At 72.2% G+C, this 23,039-nt stretch carries 24 protein-coding genes; 16 read left to right on the top strand and 8 right to left on the bottom strand.

Annotation, left to right across the window (positions count from 1 at the left end; all coding sequences use genetic code 11):
• Positions 1-26 precede the first annotated feature (26 nt).
• The 3 genes from A5643_RS14850 to A5643_RS14840 all read left to right on the top strand — a co-directional run bounded on the left by A5643_RS14850 (position 27) and on the right by A5643_RS14840 (position 1,265).
• A complete protein-coding gene (locus A5643_RS14850; protein ID WP_066857142.1) occupies positions 27-356 on the top strand; it encodes a DivIVA domain-containing protein in 330 nt (109 codons plus the stop codon).
• Positions 353-952: a DNA-3-methyladenine glycosylase I gene (locus A5643_RS14845; protein WP_066857139.1), complete on the top strand. Its 600-nt coding sequence runs from the start codon at positions 353-355 to the stop codon at positions 950-952. Before A5643_RS14850 ends, A5643_RS14845 begins: the two co-directional genes overlap by 4 nt.
• A gap of 145 nt (positions 953-1,097) precedes the next feature.
• Entirely contained in the window at positions 1,098-1,265 is a 168-nt protein-coding gene (locus tag A5643_RS14840) for a DUF3117 domain-containing protein (RefSeq protein ID WP_066857137.1), read from the top strand.
• A 14-nt stretch (positions 1,266-1,279) separates the two neighbouring features.
• Here the strand turns inward: A5643_RS14840 and glgA are convergent, their stop codons facing one another.
• Positions 1,280-2,452 (bottom strand): glycogen synthase, encoded by a 1,173-nt coding sequence (gene glgA, locus A5643_RS14835; protein WP_066857974.1) that lies wholly within the window; start codon positions 2,450-2,452, stop codon positions 1,280-1,282.
• Positions 2,453-2,541: 89 nt separating this feature from the next.
• On the opposite strand from glgA, the gene glgC reads away from it, so the two are divergent.
• On the top strand, positions 2,542-3,756 hold the full coding sequence (gene glgC / locus A5643_RS14830; RefSeq protein ID WP_066857134.1) for a glucose-1-phosphate adenylyltransferase: 1,215 nt from the start codon (positions 2,542-2,544) through the stop codon (positions 3,754-3,756).
• Between the two features lie 142 nt (positions 3,757-3,898).
• The gene (locus A5643_RS14825; RefSeq protein WP_066857131.1) at positions 3,899-5,605 is read left to right on the top strand and encodes a DUF7159 family protein; all 1,707 of its coding nucleotides are present in this window, start codon (positions 3,899-3,901) and stop codon (positions 5,603-5,605) included.
• Positions 5,606-5,608: 3 nt separating this feature from the next.
• On the opposite strand, the gene A5643_RS14820 is transcribed toward A5643_RS14825, so the two are convergent.
• The 5 genes from A5643_RS14820 to A5643_RS14800 form a co-directional block, all read right to left on the bottom strand.
• Positions 5,609-6,283, bottom strand: coding sequence for a methyltransferase family protein (locus A5643_RS14820; protein ID WP_066857128.1), 675 nt, complete (start codon positions 6,281-6,283; stop codon positions 5,609-5,611).
• A gap of 17 nt (positions 6,284-6,300) precedes the next feature.
• Entirely contained in the window at positions 6,301-7,929 is a 1,629-nt protein-coding gene (locus tag A5643_RS14815) for an ABC transporter permease (protein ID WP_156628827.1), read from the bottom strand.
• Positions 7,926-8,858, bottom strand: coding sequence for an ABC transporter ATP-binding protein (locus A5643_RS14810; protein ID WP_066857126.1), 933 nt, complete (start codon positions 8,856-8,858; stop codon positions 7,926-7,928). The genes A5643_RS14815 and A5643_RS14810 overlap by 4 nt, the downstream gene beginning before the upstream one ends.
• Positions 8,848-9,537: a TetR/AcrR family transcriptional regulator gene (locus A5643_RS14805; RefSeq protein WP_066857123.1), complete on the bottom strand. Its 690-nt coding sequence runs from the start codon at positions 9,535-9,537 to the stop codon at positions 8,848-8,850. Before A5643_RS14805 ends, A5643_RS14810 begins: the two co-directional genes overlap by 11 nt.
• Before the next feature lie 92 nt (positions 9,538-9,629).
• Positions 9,630-10,298 carry an O-methyltransferase gene (locus A5643_RS14800; RefSeq protein WP_066857118.1) on the bottom strand — a complete coding sequence of 223 codons (669 nt, stop codon included), beginning with the start codon at positions 10,296-10,298 and terminating at the stop codon, positions 9,630-9,632.
• 292 nt (positions 10,299-10,590) lie between these two features.
• Here A5643_RS14800 and sigE point away from each other — a divergent pair, with 292 nt between their 5' ends.
• From sigE to tatB, 4 genes are all read left to right on the top strand, one after another.
• Positions 10,591-11,277, top strand: a complete 687-nt coding sequence (sigE, locus tag A5643_RS14795; RefSeq protein ID WP_156628826.1) for an RNA polymerase sigma factor SigE — start codon at positions 10,591-10,593, stop codon at positions 11,275-11,277.
• A gap of 97 nt (positions 11,278-11,374) precedes the next feature.
• Positions 11,375-11,770: an anti-sigma E factor RseA gene (gene rseA, locus A5643_RS14790; protein ID WP_066857113.1), complete on the top strand. Its 396-nt coding sequence runs from the start codon at positions 11,375-11,377 to the stop codon at positions 11,768-11,770.
• A gap of 83 nt (positions 11,771-11,853) precedes the next feature.
• Positions 11,854-13,344, top strand: a complete 1,491-nt coding sequence (gene htrA / locus A5643_RS14785) for a serine protease HtrA (RefSeq protein WP_066857111.1) — start codon at positions 11,854-11,856, stop codon at positions 13,342-13,344.
• A complete protein-coding gene (gene tatB, locus A5643_RS14780) occupies positions 13,345-13,728 on the top strand; it encodes a Sec-independent protein translocase protein TatB (RefSeq protein ID WP_066857109.1) in 384 nt (127 codons plus the stop codon).
• 10 nt (positions 13,729-13,738) lie between these two features.
• Here tatB and A5643_RS14775 read toward each other — a convergent pair whose 3' ends face one another.
• Positions 13,739-14,890: an Mrp/NBP35 family ATP-binding protein gene (locus A5643_RS14775; protein ID WP_066857107.1), complete on the bottom strand. Its 1,152-nt coding sequence runs from the start codon at positions 14,888-14,890 to the stop codon at positions 13,739-13,741.
• 24 nt (positions 14,891-14,914) lie between these two features.
• A complete protein-coding gene (locus tag A5643_RS14770) occupies positions 14,915-16,120 on the bottom strand; it encodes a lytic transglycosylase domain-containing protein (RefSeq protein WP_502686246.1) in 1,206 nt (401 codons plus the stop codon).
• 308 nt (positions 16,121-16,428) lie between these two features.
• Here A5643_RS14770 and A5643_RS14765 point away from each other — a divergent pair, with 308 nt between their 5' ends.
• The 7 genes from A5643_RS14765 (at position 16,429) to A5643_RS14735 (ending at position 23,039) form a co-directional block, all read left to right on the top strand.
• On the top strand, positions 16,429-17,394 hold the full coding sequence (locus tag A5643_RS14765) for an HpcH/HpaI aldolase/citrate lyase family protein (RefSeq protein ID WP_066857965.1): 966 nt from the start codon (positions 16,429-16,431) through the stop codon (positions 17,392-17,394).
• A gap of 154 nt (positions 17,395-17,548) precedes the next feature.
• Positions 17,549-18,070, top strand: coding sequence for a YflT domain-containing protein (locus tag A5643_RS14760; RefSeq protein ID WP_066857105.1), 522 nt, complete (start codon positions 17,549-17,551; stop codon positions 18,068-18,070).
• A 37-nt stretch (positions 18,071-18,107) separates the two neighbouring features.
• Positions 18,108-19,517, top strand: a complete 1,410-nt coding sequence (locus tag A5643_RS14755; protein WP_066857962.1) for an extracellular solute-binding protein — start codon at positions 18,108-18,110, stop codon at positions 19,515-19,517.
• Positions 19,514-20,422 (top strand): carbohydrate ABC transporter permease, encoded by a 909-nt coding sequence (locus A5643_RS14750; protein WP_066857102.1) that lies wholly within the window; start codon positions 19,514-19,516, stop codon positions 20,420-20,422. The genes A5643_RS14755 and A5643_RS14750 overlap by 4 nt, the downstream gene beginning before the upstream one ends.
• Positions 20,415-21,251, top strand: coding sequence for a carbohydrate ABC transporter permease (locus A5643_RS14745; protein WP_066857096.1), 837 nt, complete (start codon positions 20,415-20,417; stop codon positions 21,249-21,251). Before A5643_RS14750 ends, A5643_RS14745 begins: the two co-directional genes overlap by 8 nt.
• Before the next feature lie 4 nt (positions 21,252-21,255).
• Complete coding sequence (locus A5643_RS14740; RefSeq protein ID WP_066857091.1) at positions 21,256-22,434, top strand: ABC transporter ATP-binding protein; 1,179 nt, start codon at positions 21,256-21,258, stop codon at positions 22,432-22,434.
• Positions 22,431-23,039 carry a suppressor of fused domain protein gene (locus tag A5643_RS14735; RefSeq protein WP_066857089.1) on the top strand — a complete coding sequence of 203 codons (609 nt, stop codon included), beginning with the start codon at positions 22,431-22,433 and terminating at the stop codon, positions 23,037-23,039. The genes A5643_RS14740 and A5643_RS14735 overlap by 4 nt, the downstream gene beginning before the upstream one ends.

The raw sequence follows: 23,039 nt of genomic DNA, 5'->3' as shown, positions 1-23,039 counted from the left end.
CCGGGCCATGAGGCAGGATCGGTTCTGTGACATTGGTGCTGCTGTATCTGCTGGTTCTGGTGATGATCGCCGCGGTCCTGTTCGGGCTGGCGAGCATGCTGTTCGGTCGCGGTGAGACGTTGCCGCCGCTGCCGCGCGGGACCACCGCCACCGTGCTGCCCGCCTCCGGCATCACCGGCGGCGACGTCGACGCGGTCAAGTTCACCCAGGTGCTGCGCGGCTACAAGACCAGCGAGGTCGACTGGGTGCTCGACCTGCTGGGCCGCGAACTCGACCAGCTGCGCGCCCAGCTGGCGGTCGCCGATTCGCGCGCGCAGCCCGACCCCCGCCCGGCCGGCCGCGCGGGCGAGGAGTGAGCGAACCGGCCGGCGACGGCCGGATCCGCTGCGGCTGGGCCGACAGCGGCCGCGGCGCCGACGCCGCCCTCTACCGCGACTACCACGACCGGGAGTGGGGCCGGCCGGTGCGCGACGGCACCGCGCTGTTCGAACGGTTGAGCCTGGAGGCGTTCCAAAGCGGGCTGTCGTGGCTGACCATCCTGCGCAAGCGGGAGAACTTCCGCCGCGCGTTCGGCGGTTTCGCGGTCGCGACCGTCGCCGGGTTCACCGACGCCGACGTGGCCCGGCTGCTGGCGGACCCGGGCATCGTGCGCAACCGCGCCAAGATCGAGGCGACGATCGCCAACGCCCGCGCCGCGGCGACACTGGGGTCACCGCAGGACCTGGCCGAGCTGCTGTGGTCGTTCGCCCCGCCGCCGCGCCCGCGGCCGGCCGACCTGGCCACCGTGCCCGCCACCAGCGCCGAATCGAGGGCGATGGCCGCCGAGCTCAAACGGCGCGGCTTCCGGTTCGTCGGGCCGACCACCGCCTATGCGCTGATGCAGGCGACCGGGATGGTCGACGACCACATTCAGCGCTGCTGGGTCGCCCCGGGCGGCGCTGACATCGGCTAAGGGCGGGGTCTTGCGCATGCCGGTGGCGGCGATAGGGAACAATGGAGGGCGAATTGTCGGTGAGGCGCCCGGCGCGCGACCGTGGGATGTTCCCGAAGTCGGCGTCGGTGACGTGAGACCGGATTGGATCTGGAGGGAGCACTCGATGGCGGCCATGAAGCCCCGGACCGGAGACGGCCCGTTGGAAGCGACCAAGGAGGGGCGCGGCATCGTGATGCGGGTACCGCTGGAGGGCGGTGGCCGGCTCGTGGTCGAGCTGACCCCCGACGAGGCGGCCGCCCTGGGTGAGGAACTGAAGAACGTCACCAGCTGACCCGATCCGGTGCGCTAGCCGCACAGCGCGCGATACACCTCGAAGGTCTCGGCGGCGCTGCGCGCCCAGGAGAACCGCTCCACACAGCGTTGCCGCCCTGCCATCCCGTACCGCCGGGCGGTTTCGGGGTCGGCGAGCAGGGCGGTGACCGCCTCGGCCAGCCGGTCCGCGTACCCCGCCGCGTCGTCGGGGTCGTAACCGACCAGGGTGCCGGTCACCCCGTCGGCGACCACCTCGGGGATGCCGCCGACGTCGGAGGCCACCACCGCGGTCTCGCAGGCCATGGCCTCCAGGTTGACGATGCCCAGCGGTTCGTACACCGAGGGGCAGACGAACACGGTTGCCGCCGACAGGATCTCCCGGATCCGCTCGGTGGGCAGCATGTCGGGAACCCAGAACACCCCGCCGCGCTCGGCGGCGAGTTCGTCGACGGCCAGCGACACCTCCGCGGCGATCTGCGGGGTGTCGGGCGCCCCGGCCACCAGCACCAGCTGCGCCTCGGCGGGAAAGCGGTGCGCGGCGGCGAGCAGGTGGGTGACCCCCTTCTGGCGGGTGATCCGCCCGACGAACGCGACGATCGGCCGGTTCGGGTCGACGCCGAGTTCGGCGAGCACCGGGGCGCTCGCCGGTTCGGCGGTGCGGAACCAGGTCTGGGTGTCGATTCCGTTGTGCACCACGTGGACCCGGTCGGGGTCGAGACCGGGGTAGACCCGCAGGACGTCGTCGCGCATGCTCGCACTGACCGCGATGACCGCGTCGGCGCCGTGCACCGCGGTGTGTTCCACCCACGACGACACCCGGTAGCCGCCGCCGAGTTGTTCGGCCTTCCAGGGCCGCAACGGCTCCAGCGAGTGCGCGGTGAGCACATGCGGGATGTCGTAGAGCCGGGCGGCCAGGTGCCCGGCCAGCCCGGTGTACCAGGTGTGCGAGTGCGCCAACGACGCCGACGCCGCCGCGTGGGCCATCGACAGATCCGCCGAAAGCGTCGCGAGCGCCGGATTGGCGTCGGCCAGCGCCGGGTCGGGCCGGTGGGCTTCGACGCCCGGGGCGCCCGGGCGGGCCGCGCCCATGCAGTGCACGTCGACCTCGCACAGATGGCGCAGCTGGGCGACGAGTTCGGTGACATGCACGCCGGCGCCGCCGTAGACCTCGGGCGGGTACTCACGGGTCATCATCGCCACACGCATACCCGAACGGTAGTGCTCGCGGCGGCCGGGCGGCTCGCCGACCACCGGTTGCTCTGGCAGGGCTGCCGGAGGGCCGATAGGTTGAGAACATGAGGGAAGCGCCACACGTGCTGGGCATCGTTCTGGCCGGCGGGGAGGGGAAGCGGCTCTATCCGCTCACCGCGGACCGGGCCAAACCGGCGGTCCCCTTCGGCGGCGCCTACCGGCTGATCGACTTCGTGCTGTCGAATCTGGTCAACGCGCGGCTGCTGCGGATCTGCGTGCTGACCCAGTACAAGTCGCACTCGCTGGACCGGCACATCTCGCAGAACTGGCGGTTGAGCGGGCTGGCGGGGGAGTACATCACCCCGGTCCCGGCCCAGCAGCGGCTCGGCCCGCGCTGGTACACCGGCTCGGCGGACGCGATCTACCAGTCGCTCAACCTGATCTTCGACGAGGACCCGGACTACATCGTGGTGTTCGGCGCCGACCACGTCTACCGGATGGATCCGCAGCAGATGGTGCAGTTCCACATCGACACCGGGGCCGGCGCCACGGTGGCCGGCATCCGGGTGCCGCGGGCGGAGGCGTCGGCGTTCGGCTGCATCGACGCCGACGAGTCGGGGCGCATCCGCAGCTTCATCGAGAAACCGTCGGACCCGCCGGGTGCCCCCGACGACCCCGAGGTCAGCTTCGTCTCGATGGGCAACTACGTGTTCACCACCAAGGTGCTGGTCGACGCGATCAGCGCCGACGCCGAGGACGACCACTCCGACCACGACATGGGCGGCGACATCGTCCCGCGGCTGGTCGCCGACGGGGTGGCGTCGGTCTACGACTTCTCCGACAACGAGGTGCCCGGGGCCACCGACCGGGACCGCGGCTACTGGCGCGACGTCGGAACCCTTGACGCGTTCTACGACGCGCACATGGACCTGGTCTCCGAGCGGCCGATCTTCAATCTGTACAACACCCGCTGGCCGATCCGCGGCGCGACCGAGAACCTCGCCCCGGCCAAGTTCGTCAACGGCGGCTCCGCGCAGGAGTCGGTGGTCGGTGCGGGCAGCATCATCTCGGCCGCCTCGGTGCGCAACTCGGTGCTATCGTCCAACGTGGTCATCGACGACGGCGCGATCGTGGAGGGCGCGGTGATCATGCCCGGCGCGCGGGTCGGTCGCGGGGCGGTGGTGCGCCACACGATCTTGGACAAGAACGTGGTGGTCGGCCCCGGCGAGATGGTCGGGGTGGATCTGGAGAAGGACCGGGAGCGGTTCGCGATCAGCGCCGGCGGGGTCGTCGCGGTGGGCAAGGGCGTCTGGATCTGACGACACCGCCGCACCCGCACCTACTTATTCATACGTGCGCATGTATGGTGGAGGGGATCCGGCGCGCGTAGCATCGTTCGTGCCGCCAGCGATGATGACGACGAGTCCGGTGGGAGTTTCTCGAACCGGTGTGGGAGGGGTCGTGGAGGTCGCCCTGGGAGTGTCGGTGACACCGACGGCGATCTACCTCGCGCTGACCGAAGGCGACCACGCCGACGGGGTGACCGTCGACGAGGACATGATCGCCGTCGACGCCGGCACCGCCCCCGCCGAAGCGGCCATCACCGCCATCCAGCAGGCCCGCGGGGCCGCCGACGCCGGCGGGTATCGGGTCGCCTCGATCGGGGTGACCTGCTCGGCGCAGGCCGACGCGATCGTCGTCGGCGACGCGCTCAGCGAACACCGGATCGGCGACGTCATGCTGGTGTCGGGGTTTCTGGCCGCCGCGGCGCTGACCCAGACCGTCGGCAAGGCGCTCGGCTACCCGTGCACCGCGCTGACCTACTTCGAGCCGGGCAGCATGACGCTCGCGGTCGTCGACTCGGCGACCGGGGCGATCGGCGCGGTGCACCGCCGACGGCTGCCCGACGACCCGTCCGGGGTGCTCGCCGAGGCGATGACCGAACTGGCCCTGCTGGAAACCCGCCCCGGCGGGGTCCACCTCGTCGGCGCCGGCGTCGACATCAGGGCGGTCAAAACCCAGCTGGAGGCGCTCACCCCGCTGCCGGTGACGGTGCCCGAAGAGCCGGCGACGGCGCTGGCCCAGGGGGCCGCGGTGGCCGCGGCCCACGCCCCGCTGTTCACCATGTCGACCCAGGCGCTGGCCTATTCGCGTGACCCCGGAACCGGGGCGATCGACCCCGACGGGCTGGCGCTGCGGCTGGCGAGCGGCGGAGACACCGAGGACACCGCGCTGGCCTACAGCGCGCTTCCCGACGGCGGGGGACACGACGACGCCGCCGGCCCCGACGGGATACGCAAGCGGTTGACCCGCACCCCGGTGCTGATCGGCAGCGCGACGGCCGCGATCGTGGTCATCGCCTCGGTGGCGCTGGTGGTCTCGCTAGTGCTGCAGATCCAGCCGGTGGCGCAGCTGCTGCCCAACGTCGGCAGCCCGGAGGACAACCCGCAGCGGCCGGCCACCCCGCAGACCATCCAGCAACCCGCACCGGTGGTCCAGCCGGTGCCGCCCCCGGAAGCCGCGCCCCCGGTCGCTCCGGCACCCGAGGTCCCGGCACCGCAAGCCCCGGCGCCCGAGCCTCTCGCGCCGCAGGCGCCCGCCCCGGCGCCGCAGGCGCCACCCGAACCACCCGCGCCGCGCGCGGTGGCCCCGCCGGCTCCGGCACTGCCGGCGGCGCCCCCGCCCGCCGAGGCGGCCGTGCCCGAGCCGCAGGCGCCCGCGGTCCCCGAAGCTCCGGCTCCGGCACCGGTGCCGCTGCCGATCCCGATCCCGGTCGTCGTGCCGCAGCTGCCGGTGCCCAAGCCCGAACCGCCGACCCGCAACCCGCCGAAGAAGACCCGGCCGAGCGAGCCGGCACTCGACCTGCCGCCGGTCTGGCAGCCCAAGGCGCCGGAGCGGCCGAAGACACCGAAACGCCCGGACCCGCCCAAGACGCCCAAGCAACCGGAATGGCAGCCCAGCCTGCCGGATTGGCAGCCGGAGTCACCCAAGGCACCCAAGGCACCCAAGGCACCCAAGCAACCGCAGTGGCAGCCACCCAAACTGCCCGACTGGCAACCCAAGTCGCCGGACCTGGGCCCCAAACTGCCGCACTGGCAACCGAAGGCACCCAGTCATCAGCCCAAGGGGCCGAGCCTGCGGCTCCCGGATCTCAAGCTGCCGTTCTGACCGTCACCACAGATACGGCACCAGCCGGTAGCGGACCCGACGGGTGTAGTCGCGGTAGCCGGGCAGTTCCGCGGTGAGCATGGCTTCCTCATCGAGGATCCGCGCCACCAGCACCGCGGTGCCGGGGAGCAGGAACACCAGCCCCCACAGCGAGCCCAACGCCGGCGGGATCCCGGCCATCAGCAGCAGGTTCCCGCTGTACATCGGATGGCGCACCCGCCCGTAGAGCCCGGTGCTGACCAGGTGTTGACCGGGTTCGACGCGGATGGTCGCGCCGGCGAACCGGTTCTGCGCGACCACCAGCATGCCCGCCCCCAACCCGACCGCGACCAGCCCGTCGCCGGCCACCGAGACCGCGGCGGGCACCGGCGACCAGCCGAAGCGGTGATCGAAGACACTGAACACCAGCATGGCCAGCAACACCAGGAAGGACAGGCTGATGATCACCTGCTGCGCCCGGCGGGTCTCGGCCCGCGGCCCGACGCGCAGGCGCCGCTCCAGGACCTCGGGGTGCTTGCGGGCGAAGTAGGAGCTGGGCCCCAGGCTCGCCGCCGCGAACACGGCCAGGAAAACCCAGCCCCGCCAGTAGTCGAGGGTGCCCGCCGGCAGGAATAGGGCCACGGCCAGCACCGCGGTCCCGACCAGCGACGCCGTGAATACCCGCAGCTGGAGGTTCATCGCGGCTCCGTCCGGTTTCAGTGCCGCAGATCGCGTCGAGCGAAGCCGACCGCACCCACCGCGATCAGCGCCACGTCGATCCCCAGCAACCACAGCAGCGGCACCGCGGTGAAATCCCCGCCGGTCACCCGCGGCACATGCCCGAACGGCTCGGCGTCGTTCACCCACTGGGGCGCCCCCGCCAACGCGCCCAGGAGATAGACCGCGACGAACGCGACGAGCACTCCCCAGATCGCCGGGGTGAACCGGGGCGCCAGCCCGAACAACGCCACCCCCAGCGCCGCAGGCAGCCACACGGCAGGCAGTTGCACGGCGGCGGCGCCGAGCGTGGCCCCCGCGTCGGCCGGGTCGCCGGTGGCCGCCGCATACGCCGTGCCCGCGGCGGCGCCGGCCACCAGCAGGGCCAGCGCCGAGGCGCCCAGCGCCATCACCAGATGGCTGCCCAGCCAGCGGCCACGCGGGACCGCGGCGGCCAGCACTTCTTCGGCGTGGCCGGCATCCTCCTCCTGATGCAGCCGCAGCACCAGTGCGACCGCGAACGCGGCCCCGATCAACCCCACCATCGTGAACGCCACCGCGATGAACGCGTCCGCCAGCGCCGTGGTGCCGCCCAGCCGGGTGACGACGTCGCGGGCATCGCCGCCCAACTGGCCGCCGATTCCGCGCACCGCGCTGCCGATCATCAGCCCGTATGCCGCCAACCCGACGGTCCAGACCGCCAGCGAGCCGCGGCCCAGCCGCCACGTCAACCCGAAGACCCCGCGCAGCCGCGACGACGCCCGCGCGGGACCGGGCCGCTCGGCGAACAGGCCCGCACCGACATCACGGCGAGCGCGCAGCCGGTAGGCCACCACGGTGAGCGCGGCGGCCGTCGTCAACGGCAGCAACAGCACCCACCACCGGTCCCCGGCGTAGGGGCGGACCTGCAACGCCCAACCCAGCGGGGAAAACCACGACAAGCCGCTATCGCCCGCGTCCCCGACCGCGCGCAGTGTGAACGCGACCGCCAGCGCCGCGAACGCCGCCGTGCGGGCGACGCGGGCGCTGGGGGAGAGTTGCGCGGTGACCGCGGCGACGGCGGTGAACACCAGGCCCGAACAGGCCAGTGCCGCACCGAATGCCAGCGACCCGCCGGCAGCGACGTCGGTGGTCAATAACCCGGCGGCACCGATGACGCCGGTGGCGATCGAGCCACCGGCGGCCAGCAGCAGCGCGGCGGTCAGCCCCGCGTAGCGGCCGACCGCGGTCGAGTCGACCAACTCCGCGCGGCCGCTCTCCTCGTCGGCGCGGGTGTGCCGGATCACGGTGAGGATCACCGCGATCGCGATCAGCGCATGGAACATCCCCGCCTTCCAGATGCCGACCGCGCCGAGGCTGTCGTTGTAGACCTGGCCGTAGAGGGCGCGTTGGGCGGGGCTGGCCATGATGGTGGCCGCGAGCCCGGCCCGGTCGGCGGCAGTCGGATAGATCGCGGCCACGCTGCCGATGTAGACACCGGCCAGCGGAACCGACAGCAACAGCACCCACAGCGGCAACACGATTCGGTCGCGGCGCAGGTACAGCCGCAGCAGGTGGGTGGTGCCGGTGAACGCCGAGCCGCCGCGATGCGCCGGCGGCGACGGCCGGGCGGGCGCGATGGTGCTCATCGCGGCACTCCGGACCGGGCGGCGGCGGGGGTGTCGACGTCGTAGTGGCGCAGGAACAGCTCCTCCAGGGTGGGGGGCTGGCTGACCAGGCTGCGCACCCCGGCGTCGCCGAGCACCCGCACCAACTCGCCGAGGCTGGTGTTGTCGACCTGCGCGCGGACCGTGCTGCCGGATCGGCTGAGGTGGTGCACGCCGGGCAGGCGGGTGAGGTCGCCGGGATCGCCGGTCAGTTCGGCGGTGATCGACGTGCGGCTCAGGTGCCGCATCGCCGCCAGCGACCCGCTCTCCACGGTGCGGCCGGCCCGGATGATCGTCACCCGCTCGCACAGCGCTTCGCACTCGGCCAGGATGTGGCTGGACAACAGGACGGTGGCGCCCCGGTCGCGGGCTTCGGTGACGGCTTCCTGGAACACCCGCTCCATCAACGGATCCAGGCCGCTGGTCGGCTCGTCGAGCAGCAGCAGCCGCGCCCGGGACGCCAGCGCCGACACCAGCGACACCTTCTGCCGGTTGCCCTTGGAGTAGGTGCGGGCCTTCTTGCGCGGGTCGAGGTCGAAGCGCTCGATCAGCTCGTCGCGGCGCCGCGGGTCCAGCCCGCCGCGCATGCGGCCCAGCAGATCGATGATCTCCCCGCCGGTGAGCGACGGCCACAGCGTGACGTCGCCGGGCACATAGGCGAGCTGCCGGTGCAGCGTCACCGCGTCGGCCCACGGGTCGAGTCCGAGGAGGCGTACCGTGCCGCCATCGGCGCGGATCAGCCCGAGCAGGACCCGCAGCGTCGTCGACTTCCCGGCGCCGTTGGGGCCGAGGAAACCGTGGATCTCGCCGGGGCGGACCACCAGGTCCAGCCCGTCGAGGGCCAGCACCCGCCCGAAACTCTTGCGCAGCGAGCCGATTTCGATCATCGGACCGCGTTCGTCACCGGTCATCGGTTCCTCCTTCGTCGCCGCTGATGTCGGGGTCGGTGGTAGCGGAACCGCTGGTGCCGGCGGCATCCGGGGCGGCGAGCATCGCTTCGTAGAGGCTCGCGTCGGTCAGCAGGCCCTGGGTGTAGAGCTCGAGCGCCGGCGGGACCATGTCGCGCACGTAGTCGCGCAGCACCGCCTCGAAATCGTCGCCGGTGTCGTGCAGCTGCAGATAGAGCAGCAGCCCGCCGGCGCCGATCATCGCCAGATACCGCGCGCGGGCCCGCGGATCGGCGCTGGGCTTGATGGTGCCCGCGCGCACGCCCTCGGCGAGGTAGTCCTCGGCGTTGTCGATCATCCGGCGCCACAGTGACTTGGCCAGGTCGCTGCCGGTGTGCAGGCTGCGCATCAGGTAGGCGGTCAGCGGTGCGTAAGACTCGATCTCGTTCAGCTGCGCCAGCCAGCTGGCCGGGTCCGGCGCGCGCAGCGCGGCCACCTTGTCCTGGCGGATCTGCTCGGCCACGTACTCGTCGCAGGCCTGCCGCAGGCCGTCCTTGGAACCGAAGTGGTGGATCACCAGACCGGGGCTGACCTCGGCGGCCGCGGCGATTGCCCGCACCCCGGCGTCGAAGCCGCGCTCGGCGAAGAGCGTGATCGCCGCATCCCGGATGCGGGCGGGCGTCGACCGATCGACTGAACGCATGTTCAATAGTTTAAACGCGCGTTTAGTGGGTGGGCAAGGATTTTTTCGGTGCGGGTGCCGAGCGCGTCGGCAGGGGGATCCGGTGGGGCGGGTCAGTCCCGCACGGCGGCCAGCAGGCCCTCGCCCAGCGGGAGCAGCGCGGGGCTGAGCCGCTCGTCCTCGGCGATGAGCCGGGCGGCCTCGCGGGCCGCGGACACCTCGGCGTCGTTGGCGGCGGGGTCCCCCACCCGGCCGCCGAGCGCGGCCCGGTTGAGCACGATCACCCCGCCGGAGCGCAGCAGGCGCACCCCTTCGGCGACGTAGGTGGGCAGGTCGATCGGGTCCGCGTCGACGAACACCAGGTCGTAGGAGTCGTCGGCGAGCCGGGTGAGCACCTCCTGGGCGCGGCCGGCGATCAGCCGGGTGCGCGAGGGCCCCGAGCCGGCCTCGGCGAAGGTCTGCTTGGCCACCCGCTGGTATTCCGGCTCCACGTCGATGGTGGTCAGTACGCCGTCCTCGACCATCCCGGACAGCAGCCACAGCCCGCTCACCCCGGCGCCGGTGCCCACCTCCACGACCGCCTTGCCGCCGCTGAGGCGGGCCAGCAGGCTCAGCAGGGCTCCGACGGCCGGGCTGACCGCGCCGGCCCCGATCTCGCCGGCCCGGTCCCGGGCGGCCACCAGCACCTCGTCTTCGGAGATGGACTCCTCGGCGTGGGCGTAGAGCGATTCCGCCCGGCTGCGCGGGGTGGTCTCGCCGGTGGGCTGGTCGGTGCTGGACATGACCGCAGCGTAGGACCAACCGCCGGGTCGCCGCAGCAGGCGCGCCCTGACCGCCGGGCGGACACGCCCGGCCCCGACCGCGCAAAACCGGGGCCGCGCCCACCGCGGGCGAGGCAACGCTGCAGGTCAGGGCGTTCGGGCCCGGGGTAGGCGGCAGCCGGATGTCAAGTCTTAGTCAACGTTCAGGGGCTTCACATGGCCGGCACAAAATGGTGGGTAACCGTAAGGGCAGCAAGCGCGTGGTTGCGCAGCTGGGGGAATACCGGCCACCGTCGCCGCGTTATCGACCGTGATGTCTGCTGACACCGTGGAGGGGATCACCATCACCACACCCATGAACCCGACGAGCATGTCGCATCCGGCCCCGCAGCCGGAGAGCGGCTGGGCCGAGCCGTCCGAAGAGTTGCAGGGCACCGCGGTGTTCGACGCAACCGGGGACAACGCCACCATGCCCTCGTGGGACGAGTTGGTGCGGCAGCACGCCGACCGGGTCTACCGGCTGGCCTACCGGCTCTCGGGCAACCAGCACGACGCCGAGGACCTGACCCAGGAGACCTTCATCCGGGTCTTCCGGTCCCTGCAGAACTACCGGCCCGGCACCTTCGAGGGCTGGCTGCACCGCATCACCACCAACCTGTTCCTGGACATGGTGCGCCGACGCGCGCGCATCCGGATGGAGGCCCTGCCGGAGGACTACGACCGGGTGCCCTCCGACGTGTCCACCCCCGAGCAGATCTACCACGACTCCCGCCTGGGCCCCGACCTGCAGGCCGCGCTGGCCTCGCTGCCGCCGGAGTTCCGCGCCGCGGTGGTGCTGTGTGACATCGAGGGCCTGTCCTACGAGGAGATCGGCGCCACGCTCGGGGTCAAACTGGGCACCGTGCGCAGCCGCATCCACCGCGGCCGGCAGGCGCTGCGCGACTATCTGGCCGCCCACCCCGAGCACGACGACGCGTTCGTCGCCGCATCCGGGCGCTGATCCGCGCCCACACCGTCCGCGCGGTGTGCACCCGTCCCCCGAGCCCGGCGCGCTACATTCGTGGTAACGCGGTAGCGGCCGAGGAGAGGAGCCGGTGATGGCCGACCCGGGACATGTGTTCCGCCGGGCGTTCTCCTGGCTGCCCGCGCAGTTCGCCTCCCAAAACGACGCACCGGTCGGCGCGCCGCGCCAGTTCAGCTCCACCGAGCACCTGTCCACCGAGGCCATCGCCGCCTTCGTCGACGGCGAATTGCGGATGAACGCCCACCTGCGCGCCGCCCACCACCTCTCGCTGTGTCCGCAGTGCGCCGCCGAGGTCGAGGGGCAGAGCCGGGCCCGTGCCGCCCTCCGCGAGTCCGGGCCGGTGCAGATCCCGCGGTCGCTGCTGGGGCTGCTGTCCCAGATCCCCGAAACGCCGAGCGAGGAGCCGCCGGGGCCGGGCCCCGACCCGTTCCCGGAACAAGAGGCACGGCGCCGCCGCAAGCGCCGGTAGGCTCAGTGCCGGTAATGACGTGATGGGTAGCCCGTGCGCGTAGCGGCAGCGCGTGTTCTCCGGGCAAGGCAGAAGAGGTTCAGGTGAGCTCCAACGAGGACAATCCGGACGGCCACCGGCTGGCACCGCGCCCGGTCTCGCGCCCACCCGTCGATCCCGCCGCACGCCGGACCTTCGGACGGCCCACCGGGGTCCGCGGCTCCTTCGTGGCGGAGAAACTGCGCCCCAGCCGCTTCCGCGACCAGCAGGACTACACCCCCCGGGAACGCTCCGCCGACCCGGTGCTGCGCGAGGCCTTCGGCCGCCCGTTCACCGGGGCGGCGTCGTTGCAGCGCCATCCCATCGACGCTGACGCCCTCGACCGCGAAAACGGCGCCGTCGAACCGCCCGACCCGTGGCGCGACCCCGACGCCGGCGCCGCGCTGGGCTCCCCGGCGGTCACCCCGCCCCCGCCGCGCGCCGGTGTGTCCGGCGAGGACCGGCTCGGGGTGCGCGACGTGCTGTTCGGCGGCCGGGTCTCCTATGTGGCGCTGGCCATCCTGGCCGCGCTCGCGCTGGTGATCGGGCTGATCGGCGGGGTGATCGGCCGCAAGACCGCCGAGGTGGTCGAGGCCTTCACCACCTCGCGGGTGACCCTGTCCACCTCCGACAACACCGAGGAGCCGGCCGGCCGGTTCGCCAAGGTCGCCGCCGCGGTGGCCGACTCGGTGGTGACCATCGAGGCGATGAGCAAGGACGAGGGCTCCCAGGGCTCGGGGGTGGTGATCAACGGCGACGGCTACATCGTCACCAACAACCACGTCATCTCCGACGCCGCGCGCAACCCGAACCGCTACGAGATCTCGGTCATCTTCAACGACGGCAAATCGGTGCCGGCCAACCTGGTCGGCCGCGACCCCAAGACCGACCTGGCGGTGCTCAAGGTCGACAACGTGCAGAACCTCACCGTGGCCCGCCTCGGCGACGCCGACAAGGTGCGGGTCGGCGACGAGGTGATCGCCGCCGGCGCCCCGCTCGGGCTGCGCAGCACGGTCACCCACGGCATCGTCAGCGCGCTGCACCGGCCGGTGCCGCTCTCCGGCGACGGCACCGACACCTCCGCGGTCATCGACGCCATCCAGACCGACGCCTCGATCAACCACGGCAACTCCGGCGGCCCGCTGATCGACATGGACTCCCAGGTCATCGGCATCAACACCGCGGGCAAGTCGCTGTCGGACAGCTCCAGCGGCCTGGGCTTCGCCATCCCGGTCAACGAGATGAAAAACGTCGCCGAGACCCTGATCCGGGACGGCAAGATCGCCCACCCGACGCTGGGGCTGACCGCCAAGTCGGTGAGCAACTCGGTGGCCTCGGGCGCCCAGGTGGCCAACGTGATGAAGGGCGGCCCGGCCGATCAGGGCGGGATCATCGAAAACGACGTGGTGGTCAAGGTCGGGGACCGCCCGGTGGCCGACGCCGACGAGTTCGTCGTGGCGGTGCGTCAACTCAAGATCGGGCAGGACGCCCCGATCGAGGTGCTGCGTGAGGGCCGGCCGGTGACCCTGACCGTGAAACCGGCCCCGGACAGCTAGATGTTCGCCAACGTCGGCTGGGGCGAGATCCTGGTCCTGATCGTCGTCGGGCTGGTGGTGCTCGGCCCGGAGCGGCTGCCGGGCGCGATCCGCTGGACCGCCGACGCGGCCCGGCAGGCCCGCGACTACCTCACCAACGCCAGCAGCCAGCTGCGCGAGGAGATGGGGCCGGAGTTCGACGACCTGCGGCAACCGCTGAGCGAACTGCAGAAACTGCGCGGCATGACCCCGCGGGCGGCGCTGACCAAGCACCTGCTCGACGGCGACGACTCGCTGTTCACCGGCATCTTCGACCGACCGCCGCTGCAGAGCCCGGCGGAGGGGCCGGCCGAGCCGCTACCGCCCGGCGACGCGACGACGCCCTACGACGACGACGCCACCTGAGGTTTTCGATCTAGCGGCCGGCCGGATCCAGGCCCAGCGACATGCCGGCCAGGCCGCGGCGGCGGGTGGACAGGGCGTCGGCGATGCTGCGCAACTCCTTGCCCGCCGCCGAGTCCGGGGCGCTGAGCACGATCGGCAGCCCCGAATCCCCGGCCGCCACCATCGCCGGATCCAGCGGAACCTGACCCAGCAGCGGCACGTCGGCCCCGGTGGAGCGGGACAGGCGTTCGGCGACCTGCTGGCCGCCGCCCTCGCCGAACAGTTTCATCTCGGTGCCGTCGGGCAGCTGCAGCGCGGACATGTTCTCCACCACGCCGGCGATGCGCTGACGGGTCTGCAGGGCGATGCTGCCCGCGCGTTCGGCCACCTCGGCAGCGGCCGCCTGCGGGGTGGTGACCACCAGGATCTCCGCGCCCGGGATCAGCTGGGCCACCGAGATGGCGATGTCGCCGGTGCCCGGCGGCAGGTCCAGCAACAGCACGTCCAGGTCACCCCAGTACACGTCGGCCAGGAACTGCTGCAGCGCCCGGTGCAGCATCGGGCCGCGCCACACCACGGCCTCGTTGCCCTTGGTGAACATGGCGATCGAGATCAGCCGCACCTCGTGCGCGATCGGCGGCAGGATCATCTTCTCGACCTGGGTGGGCCGATCGGCGCACCCCATCATCCGCGGCACCGAGTGGCCGTGGATGTCGGCGTCGAGCACCCCGACAGACAGCCCGCGGGCGGCCATCGCCGCGGCCAGGTTGACCGTGATGCTGGATTTGCCGACCCCGCCCTTGCCGGAGGCGACCGCATAGACGCGGGTCAGCGAGTCGGGTTGGGCGAACGGGATGACCGGTTCACGGGCGTCGCCGCGCAGCATCTTGCGCATCTCGGCGCGCTGTTCGTCGCTCATCACATCCAGCGACACCGTCACCGGGCCGGTGCCGGGGCTATCGGCCACCGCCTTGGTGACCATGTCGGTGATGTCGCCCTTCATCGGACAGCCCGCGATGGTCAGGTAGATCTCGACGTGCACGCTGCGGTCGGGTGCGACCTCGATGTTCTTGACCATGCCGAGCTCGGTGATCGGTCGACGGATCTCCGGGTCGAGCACCTTGGACAGCGACGCGCGGATCGCGGCGATCAGTTCGGTGGTGTCATCACGGTTTTCGGACACACCGCCAAGTGTAGGCGCTGGTACTCAGGCCGGCGGTCCGGGGACCGGGCCCGGCGGCGCGCCCGGCGCCTGCGGCGGGGCCGGTGCCTGCGGGCCCGCGGGCGGTGCCGGTGCAGGTGGCAGGGGCTGCGGGGGAGCGGGCGCCGGCGGCAGCGCCTGCGGTGAGAACGGTCGCGGCGGGACCGCCGGGGGTGGTGGCGGAGCCATCCAGGGCGGCGGCGCCGGGACCGGTGGGCGCTGCTCGCCGATGCAGATCACCGTGCAGTCCGGCTGCTGGGGCAACTGCCCCGGCTGCGGGGCGGTCCGGTGGTCGGCCCACGGCGCACCGAACCGGATCAGCGGCAGGTGCGAGACCGGCATCTCGGTGTTCGGGTCCACGGCGGGCAGGTCGGGCCCCAGGCCGTGCGGGGTGTCGAAGTGGGCGTCGGCCAGCGGCGGAACCGGCCCGATGATCGGCGGCAGGTCGGTCGGGAACACCCCGGTCGCGTAGGCGGCCGCCCAGCCCAGCACGTTCTGGGCGTAGGGCACCGAGTTGTTGTACCGCAGGATCGCGGCCATCACCTGCGAGCGGTCCCGCAGGTTCAGTCCGCCGCTGCACAGGTAGCGGGCCGCCGCCAGGGTGGCGTCGTAGAGGTTCTGCGGGTCGGCCTTGCCGTCGCCGTCGCCGTCGGCGGCGTAACGCGACCAGGTGCCGGGCAGGAACTGCATCGGGCCCATCGCGCGGGCGTAGGTGATGCGGCCGTTGCGGTTGCTCTGCACGATGATCTCGTTGCCCGGCAGCGTGCCGTCCAGTGCCGGACCGTAGATCGGCACGATCGCGGTGCCGCGTTCGTCGGTGGCGCCGCCGTTGGCGTGCAGCGACTCGATGCGCCCGATCCCGGCCAGCAGGTTCCAGCTGACCCCGCACTCCGGGGCGTGCTCGGCCATGATCCGCTCGGCGTTGCGGTAGGCGGTCAGCGCGACCCCCGGGATGCCCAGCTTGCCCGGGGTCAGGACGATCTTCGGCGGCGGCGGCGCCGAGGCGGCCGCCACCGCGATGTGGAAGTTGCTGGGCGGGCGTTTGAGCGCCACCACCGCCGGCCCGTCGGAGTCGGCCGGGTCCGGGCTCGGGGCGGGCACGACCGCCGCCAGCGGGGTGACGGCCGTGTCGTGCACCGGGGCGGGCTGGGCGGCGCGCGGCGGGGTCGCCCCGACCGTGCCGGCCAGCACCAGCGGCGTGAGCACCGCCAGCCCCAATGCCGGTGTCCGCGTGACCCGCTGGCGGACGGCGGCACGAACGCGTCGGGCACGATCGGCGAGGGTGGTTCGCTCCCTCGGATCTCCCCCAGTACGCACGGGACCGTCCTCAACGTCTTCGGGCGGTGCACAACCCCGCTCGGCCTTCGTGAACTAGGTCACCATACATAACGTACGGGGCTCCAGTGGCAGGATTGGCGGCGTTGCTGTGTCGGTCCGCCGACCCCCCGCACCGACCATCGCCGGCCGCGCCGCCGACACCGCCGTCGCCGGCCGCGGCCGAGAAGGGAAGAGTGTTTGCCGTGACGAGTGTCTTCCGGCCCCGCCGCACCTGCCTGTCGGTGCCCGGCAGCAGCGGCGCCATGATCGCCAAAGCCCGCGGCCTGCCCGCCGACCAGGTGTTCCTGGATCTGGAGGACGCCGTCGCCGCGGAAGCCAAGGACAGCGCGCGCGCCCGGGTGGCCGCGGCGCTGGCCGAACCGGGCTGGCAGGCGCCGACGCTGGGCGTGCGGGTCAACGACTGGACCACCCCGTGGACCCACGCCGACCTCATCGAGGTGGTCGCCGCGATCGGCGCCGCCGGCGCCCGCCTCGACGTGGTGGTGCTGCCCAAGGTCACCGACGCCACCCAGGTGCACGCCGCGGACCTGCTGCTGACCCAGTTGGAGACCCGGCACGGGCTGCCGCCCGGCGGGATCGGCATCGACGCCCAGATCGAGGACGCCCGCGGCCTGACGAACATCGCCGCCATCGCCGCCGCGCCGCGGGTGGAGGCGCTGGTGCTGGGCCCGGCCGACCTGATCGCCAGCCTCAACATGCGCACCCTGGTGGTCGGGGAGCAACCCGAGGGCTACTCCGAGGGCGACGCCTACCACCACGCGCTGATGACCATCCTGGTCGCGGCCCGCGCCCATGGGGTGGCCGCCATCGACGGCCCGTACCTCAAGGTCCGCGACGTCGAGGCGTTCCGGCGGGTCGCCCACCGCTCGGCCGCCCTCGGCTACGACGGGAAGTGGGTGCTGCACCCCGACCAGATCGACGCCGGCAACGAGATCTTCAGCCCCCGCCAGGAGGACTACGACCACGCCGAGCTGATCCTGGAGGCCTACGAGTGGTCGACCTCCACCGCCGGCGGCGCCCGCGGCGCGGTGATGCTGGGCGACGAGATGATCGACGAGGCCAGCCGCAAGATGGCGCTGGTGGTCGCCGCCAAGGGCCGCGCCGCCGGGATGCGACGGCAGGCCGCGCCGTTCACCCCGCCCGAGTGACCGCGCCGGCGGCTACGCGCGGGCGGTGGCCGCAGCCCAGCGCAGCCGAACCGGGTTGACTACCCTAGCGGGTGCGCGGCTGAGCAGGCGCAGCTGGCGAACCGGCAGTGACCGGCGGGCGAAACCCAGACCAGCAGCGAGGAGGAGAACCACCATGACCAGCCCCTTTCAGCCCGGTCAGCCGGCAGGCGCCGGCGGCCCGGCGGCCAACCGGCGTGGGCCGGTGCGACTGCCCACCCCACCCAAGGGCTGGCCGATCGGCTCCTACCCGACCTACGCCGAAGCGCAACGGGCGGTCGACTACCTTTCCGACCAGCAGTTCGCCGTCGAGCAGGTCACCATCGTCGGAGTCGATCTGATGCAGGTCGAGCGGGTCACCGGCCGGCTCAGCTGGCCGAAGGTCCTCGGCGGCGGCGTGCTCAGCGGCGCCTGGCTGGGGCTGTTCCTCGGGCTGCTGCTCGGCTTCTTCGGCAACGACCTGCAGGTCGCGCTGTTCATCGGCCTGGTCGCCGGGATCGTCTTCGGGCTGATCACCTCCGCGGTGCCCTACGCGATGGCGCGCGGCACCCGCGACTTCAGTTCGACGATGCAGCTGGTGGCCGGCCGCTACGACGTGCTGTGTGATCCGCAGAGCGCCGAACAGGCCCGGGACCTGCTGGCCCGGCTCGCGATCTGACCGCGGAGACGAGGGGCCGGTGCCGGCGGAGTTCGCGGTGAAGCCGAGGCGACGCGCCCGACGGTGGGCGGCCGCGCTGCTGGCCGCCGTGACCGCGGCGGCGCCGCTGACGGCCTGCGGCGCCGACGACGGCGGACTGCAGATCAGCGTCTACACCCCCGCCAACGAGGCCGCCACCTTCGCCGCGCTCGCCGCGCGCTGCACCGAGCGGTTCGGCGGTCGCTTCGCGGTCCGCCAGGTCAGCCTGCCGCGCAGCGCCGACGACCAGCGACTCCAGCTGGCCCGGCGGCTCACCGGCAACGACCGCTCCCTCGACGTCATGGCGCTCGACGTGGTGTGGACCCCGGAATTCGCCGACGCCGGCTGGGCGTTGCCGCTCGCCGCCGACCCGGCCGGGCGCGCCGAGGACGACGCCCGCACCGACACCCTGCCCGGCCCGCTGGAGACCGCCCGCTGGCGCGACCGGCTCTACGCGGCGCCGCTGACCACCAACACCCAGCTGCTGTGGTACCGCGCGGACCTGATGGACCGGCCGCCGGCCACCTGGGACGCCATGGTCACCGAGGCGGCCCGGCTGCACCGCGCGGGGCTGCCCAGCTGGATCGGGGTGCAGGCCAAGCGCTACGAGGGCCTGGTGGTGTGGTTCAACACGCTGCTGGTCAGCGCCGGCGGCCGGGTCCTGTCCGACGACGGCGCCACCGTCACCCTCACCGACACCCCCGAGCACCGGGCCGCCACCGTCGAGGCGCTGCGCACCATGAAGGCGGTGGCGACCGCGCCGGGCGCGGACCCGTCGGTCACCCAGAGCGACGAGGGTACCGCCCGGCTGGCCCTGGAGCAGGGCAACGCGGCGCTGGAGGTCAACTGGCCGTTCGTGCTGCCGTCGATGCTGGAGAACGCGATCAAGGGCGGGGTGGGCTTCCTGCCGCTGGACGCCGACCCCGCGCTGGCGGGCGCGGTCGACGCCACCGGGGCGTTCGCCCCCAGCGACGAGCAGTTCCAGGCCGCCTACCGCGCGGCCGGTGCGGTGTTCGGCGCCGCGCCGTATCCCGGGATGCGCCCCGGCCAGCCCGCCCGGGTGACCATCGGCGGGCTGAACCTGGCGGTGGCCGCCACCACCCGGCACCGGGCGGAGGCCTTCGAAACCATCCGGTGCCTGCGCGACCCGGAGAACCAGAGGTACGTCTCGGTGCGCGGCGGGCTGCCCGCGGTGCGGCCCTCGGTCTACGACGACCCGCAGTTCCAGGCCCGCTATCCGCAGCACGAGCTGATCCGCCGCCAACTCGTCGACGCGGCGGTGCGCCCCAAGACGCCGGTCTATCAGGTGCTGTCCACCCGGATGTCGGCGACGCTGGCCCCGATCAGCGCCATCGACCCGGAGGCCACCGCCGACGAACTGGCCGAGCAGGCGCAGAAAGCGCTCGACGGGAAGGGCCTGATCCCGTGACCGCGGTGCAGGCCGCGCCGGGCCGCTCCGAGCGGCGCCGGTCCGAACGGCGGCTGGCCTACCTGCTCATCGCCCCGGCGGTGCTGCTGATGCTGGCGGTCACCGCCTACCCGATCGGATACGCGGTGTGGCTGAGCCTGCAGCGGGCCAACCTCGCCACCCCCGACGACACCGCCTTCGTCGGGCTGGCCAACTACGCGACCGTGCTGAGCGACCGGTACTGGTGGAGCGCGTTTACCGTCACGGTCGTGATCACCGTGGTCTCGGTCGCCCTCGAACTGGTGTTGGGGCTGGCGCTGGCGCTGGTGATGCACCGCACCCTGGTGGCCAGGGGCCTGGTGCGCACCGCGGTGCTCATCCCGTACGGCATCGTCACCGTGGCCGCCGCCTACAGCTGGTACTACGCCTGGACGCCGGGCACCGGCTACCTGGCCAACCTGCTGCCGGCCGGCAGCGCCCCGCTGACCCAACAGCTCCCGTCGCTGGGTGTGGTCATCATCGCCGAGGTGTGGAAGACCACCCCGTTCATGGCGTTGCTGCTGCTGGCCGGATTGGCCCTGGTGCCCGACGAGTTGCTGAAGGCGGCCGCAGTCGACGGGGCCGGACCGTGGCGGCGGCTGATCACGGTGACGATCCCGATGATGAAGCCGGCGATCCTGGTCGCCCTGCTGTTCCGCACCCTGGACGCGTTCCGCATCTTCGACAACATCTACGTGCTGACCAACGGCGCCAACGACACCGGATCGGTGTCGATCCTCGGTTACGACAACCTGTTCAAAGGGTTCAATGTGGGCCTGGGATCGGCCATCTCGGTGCTGATCTTCCTGTGCGTGGTGGTCATCGCGTTCGTCTTCGTCAAACTGTTCGGCGCCGCCGCGCCGGGAGCGGACCCCGAGCATGGCTGACCGCGACACCGGCCGCCGCCGCGCCGCCTGGACGGCGATCAACCTGCTGGTGGTGGCCTACGCCTTGCTGCCGGTGCTGTGGATCCTGTCGCTGTCGCTCAAGCCGTCGGCAACGGTCAAGGACGGCAGGCTGATTCCGGACACGGTCACCTTCGACAACTACCGCGCCGTCTTCGCGGGCGACTTCTTCGGTGCGGCGCTGGTCAACTCGATCGGCATCGGGCTGATCACCACGGTGATCGCCGTGACGATCGGCGCGATGGCGGCCTACGCGGTGGCCCGGCTGGCCTTCCCCGGCAAGCAACTGCTCGTGGGTGCGGCGCTGCTGGTCGCGATGTTCCCGCAGATCTCGCTGGTCACACCGCTGTTCGACATCGAACGCCACATCGGCCTATTCGACACCTGGCCGGGGTTGATCATCCCCTACATCACCTTCGCGCTGCCCCTGGCCATCTACACCCTGTCGGCGTTCTTCCGTGAGATCCCTTGGGAATTGGAGAAGGCCGCCCAGATGGACGGGGCGACGCCGGGCCAGGCGTTCCGCAAGGTGATCGTCCCGCTGGCCGCACCCGGGGTGGTGACCGCCGCCATCCTGGTGTTCATCTTCGCCTGGAACGACCTGCTGCTCGCGCTGTCGCTGACCGCCACCAAGGCCGCCGTGACCGCGCCGGTCGCCATCGCCAACTTCACCGGCAGTTCCCAATTCGAAGAACCCACCGGGTCGATCGCCGCCGGGGCGATGGTCATCACCGTGCCGATCATCGTCTTTGTTCTAATCTTCCAACGACGGATTGTCGCCGGGTTGACCTCCGGCGCGGTGAAGGGATAACCCGATGGCCGAGATTGTGTTGGACCGGGTCACCAAGAGCTACCCCGACGGGGCCACCGCCGTCGACGAGTTCAGCATCACCATCGCCGACGGCGAATTCATCATCCTGGTCGGCCCGTCCGGATGCGGAAAGTCCACCACGCTGAACATGATTGCCGGACTGGAGGACATCTCCTCCGGTGAACTGCGCATCGGTGGCCGACGCATGAACGAGACGGCGCCGAAAGACCGCGACATCGCCATGGTGTTCCAGTCCTATGCGCTGTATCCGCACATGACGGTGCGGCAGAACATCGCGTTCCCGCTGACGCTGGCCAAGAAGAAGAAATCCGAGATCGCCGAGAAGGTGGCCGAAGTGGCGGCGACACTGGACCTCACCGCGCTGCTGGACCGCAAACCCGGCCAGCTCTCCGGCGGGCAGCGCCAGCGGGTGGCGATGGGACGCGCGATCGTGCGCCACCCGCAGGCGTTCCTGATGGACGAGCCGCTGTCGAACCTGGACGCCAAACTGCGGGTCGCGATGCGCAGCGAAATCGCCCGGCTCCAGCGGCGACTGGGCACCACCACCGTGTATGTGACCCACGACCAGACCGAGGCCATGACGCTGGGGGACCGGGTGGTGGTCATGAACTCCGGCGTCGTTCAACAGATCGGCAGCCCCGACGAGCTGTACACCCAACCGGCCAACCTGTTCGTGGCCGGCTTCATCGGCTCGCCGGCGATGAACTTCTTCCCCGCCACCCGCACCGCCGACGGGCTTCGGCTGCCGTTCGGGACGCTGGATCACACCGACGCGACCCGCGCGGCCGTCACCCGCGCCGGCGACCGCGACGACCTGGTCGTCGGGGTGCGCCCGGAACACCTGCTCGACGCGGCACTGCTGGAGGACCGGCAACGGTCGACGGCACTGACCTTCACCGTCACCGTCGATCTGGTGGAATCGCTCGGCTCGGAGAAATACCTGTACTTCACCAGCCCGCAGAGCGAGCCCGGCGCCGACTCCGCGGCGGGCGCCGGTGCCGGCGGGCCGGACTCGGCGCAGCTGGTGGCGCGGGTGCCCGCCGAATCCCGCGCCGTGGCCGGCCAACCGATCACCCTCGCGCTGGACACCACCCGCGTCGTCGTCTTCGACGCGCGCACCGGCGCCAACCTGACCACCGCGACCACTCCCGCGCCGGCATGACCGACATCGCCGACCGGGTGCGCCGTCACCTCGAGGAGCACTTCGCCGCGACCGGGGTCTCCGACGAGCCCGACGCCGCCAGCATCACCTTCCTGGGCAGCGAACCGATCGACGTGCTGCGCTTCCGACCCGACGCCGACGGCGTCGTCCACTACGTCTCGGTGGGCTGCGCCAAACACCCGATGGCCGACCCCGCGGAGATCATCGCCGACCCGGTGCGCGGACCACGCGCCGAAGTCGTCCTGGCGCTGCGCGACACCGGCCCGGCCCACGGTCTGGCCCGCAGCCTCGCGGTGGTGGCCGCCTCGCCCGGGGTCGACGGGGTCGTGCTGGCCGCCGACGCGCTGATCGACTTCGGCGAACCGCTATGGCAGGGACCGCGCGGGCCGGTGCCGTTCACCGCGGTGCTGCTGGGCGACAGCACGATCCCCGACCTGGAGTTGCCGGCCCCGGCCGAACCGGTGCGGTTCCTCACCGCCACACCGATCACCCCCACCGAGGGTGCCTGGGTGCGGATCAAGGGCCCGGAAGCGCTGCGGCAGGCCTGGGCCGACGACGGCGTGGACGTGTTGGACCCGAACCGCCGCGCCGCCGAACCGAGTTGA

The sequence above is a fragment of the Mycobacterium sp. 1274756.6 genome (genome assembly GCF_001668625.1).
Classification (GTDB): domain Bacteria; phylum Actinomycetota; class Actinomycetes; order Mycobacteriales; family Mycobacteriaceae; genus Mycobacterium.
Note: the sequence above shows the minus strand (reverse complement) of the source record. Positions and strands in the feature narration are given on the sequence as shown.

Excerpts from the sequence above, each read along its gene's own strand:
- A5643_RS14840 (WP_066857137.1), top strand. The coding sequence starts at position 1,098 with ATGGCGGCCATGAAGCCCCGGACCGGAGACGGCCCGTTGGAAGCGACC.
- glgA (WP_066857974.1), bottom strand. The coding sequence starts at position 2,452 with ATGCGTGTGGCGATGATGACCCGTGAGTACCCGCCCGAGGTCTACGGC.
- glgC (WP_066857134.1), top strand. The coding sequence starts at position 2,542 with ATGAGGGAAGCGCCACACGTGCTGGGCATCGTTCTGGCCGGCGGGGAG.
- A5643_RS14820 (WP_066857128.1), bottom strand. The coding sequence starts at position 6,283 with ATGAACCTCCAGCTGCGGGTATTCACGGCGTCGCTGGTCGGGACCGCG.
- A5643_RS14815 (WP_156628827.1), bottom strand. The coding sequence starts at position 7,929 with ATGAGCACCATCGCGCCCGCCCGGCCGTCGCCGCCGGCGCATCGCGGC.
- A5643_RS14810 (WP_066857126.1), bottom strand. The coding sequence starts at position 8,858 with ATGACCGGTGACGAACGCGGTCCGATGATCGAAATCGGCTCGCTGCGC.
- A5643_RS14805 (WP_066857123.1), bottom strand. The coding sequence starts at position 9,537 with ATGCGTTCAGTCGATCGGTCGACGCCCGCCCGCATCCGGGATGCGGCG.
- A5643_RS14800 (WP_066857118.1), bottom strand. The coding sequence starts at position 10,298 with ATGTCCAGCACCGACCAGCCCACCGGCGAGACCACCCCGCGCAGCCGG.
- sigE (WP_156628826.1), top strand. The coding sequence starts at position 10,591 with ATGTCTGCTGACACCGTGGAGGGGATCACCATCACCACACCCATGAAC.
- rseA (WP_066857113.1), top strand. The coding sequence starts at position 11,375 with ATGGCCGACCCGGGACATGTGTTCCGCCGGGCGTTCTCCTGGCTGCCC.
- tatB (WP_066857109.1), top strand. The coding sequence starts at position 13,345 with ATGTTCGCCAACGTCGGCTGGGGCGAGATCCTGGTCCTGATCGTCGTC.
- A5643_RS14760 (WP_066857105.1), top strand. The coding sequence starts at position 17,549 with ATGACCAGCCCCTTTCAGCCCGGTCAGCCGGCAGGCGCCGGCGGCCCG.
- A5643_RS14745 (WP_066857096.1), top strand. The coding sequence starts at position 20,415 with ATGGCTGACCGCGACACCGGCCGCCGCCGCGCCGCCTGGACGGCGATC.
- A5643_RS14740 (WP_066857091.1), top strand. The coding sequence starts at position 21,256 with ATGGCCGAGATTGTGTTGGACCGGGTCACCAAGAGCTACCCCGACGGG.
- A5643_RS14735 (WP_066857089.1), top strand. The coding sequence starts at position 22,431 with ATGACCGACATCGCCGACCGGGTGCGCCGTCACCTCGAGGAGCACTTC.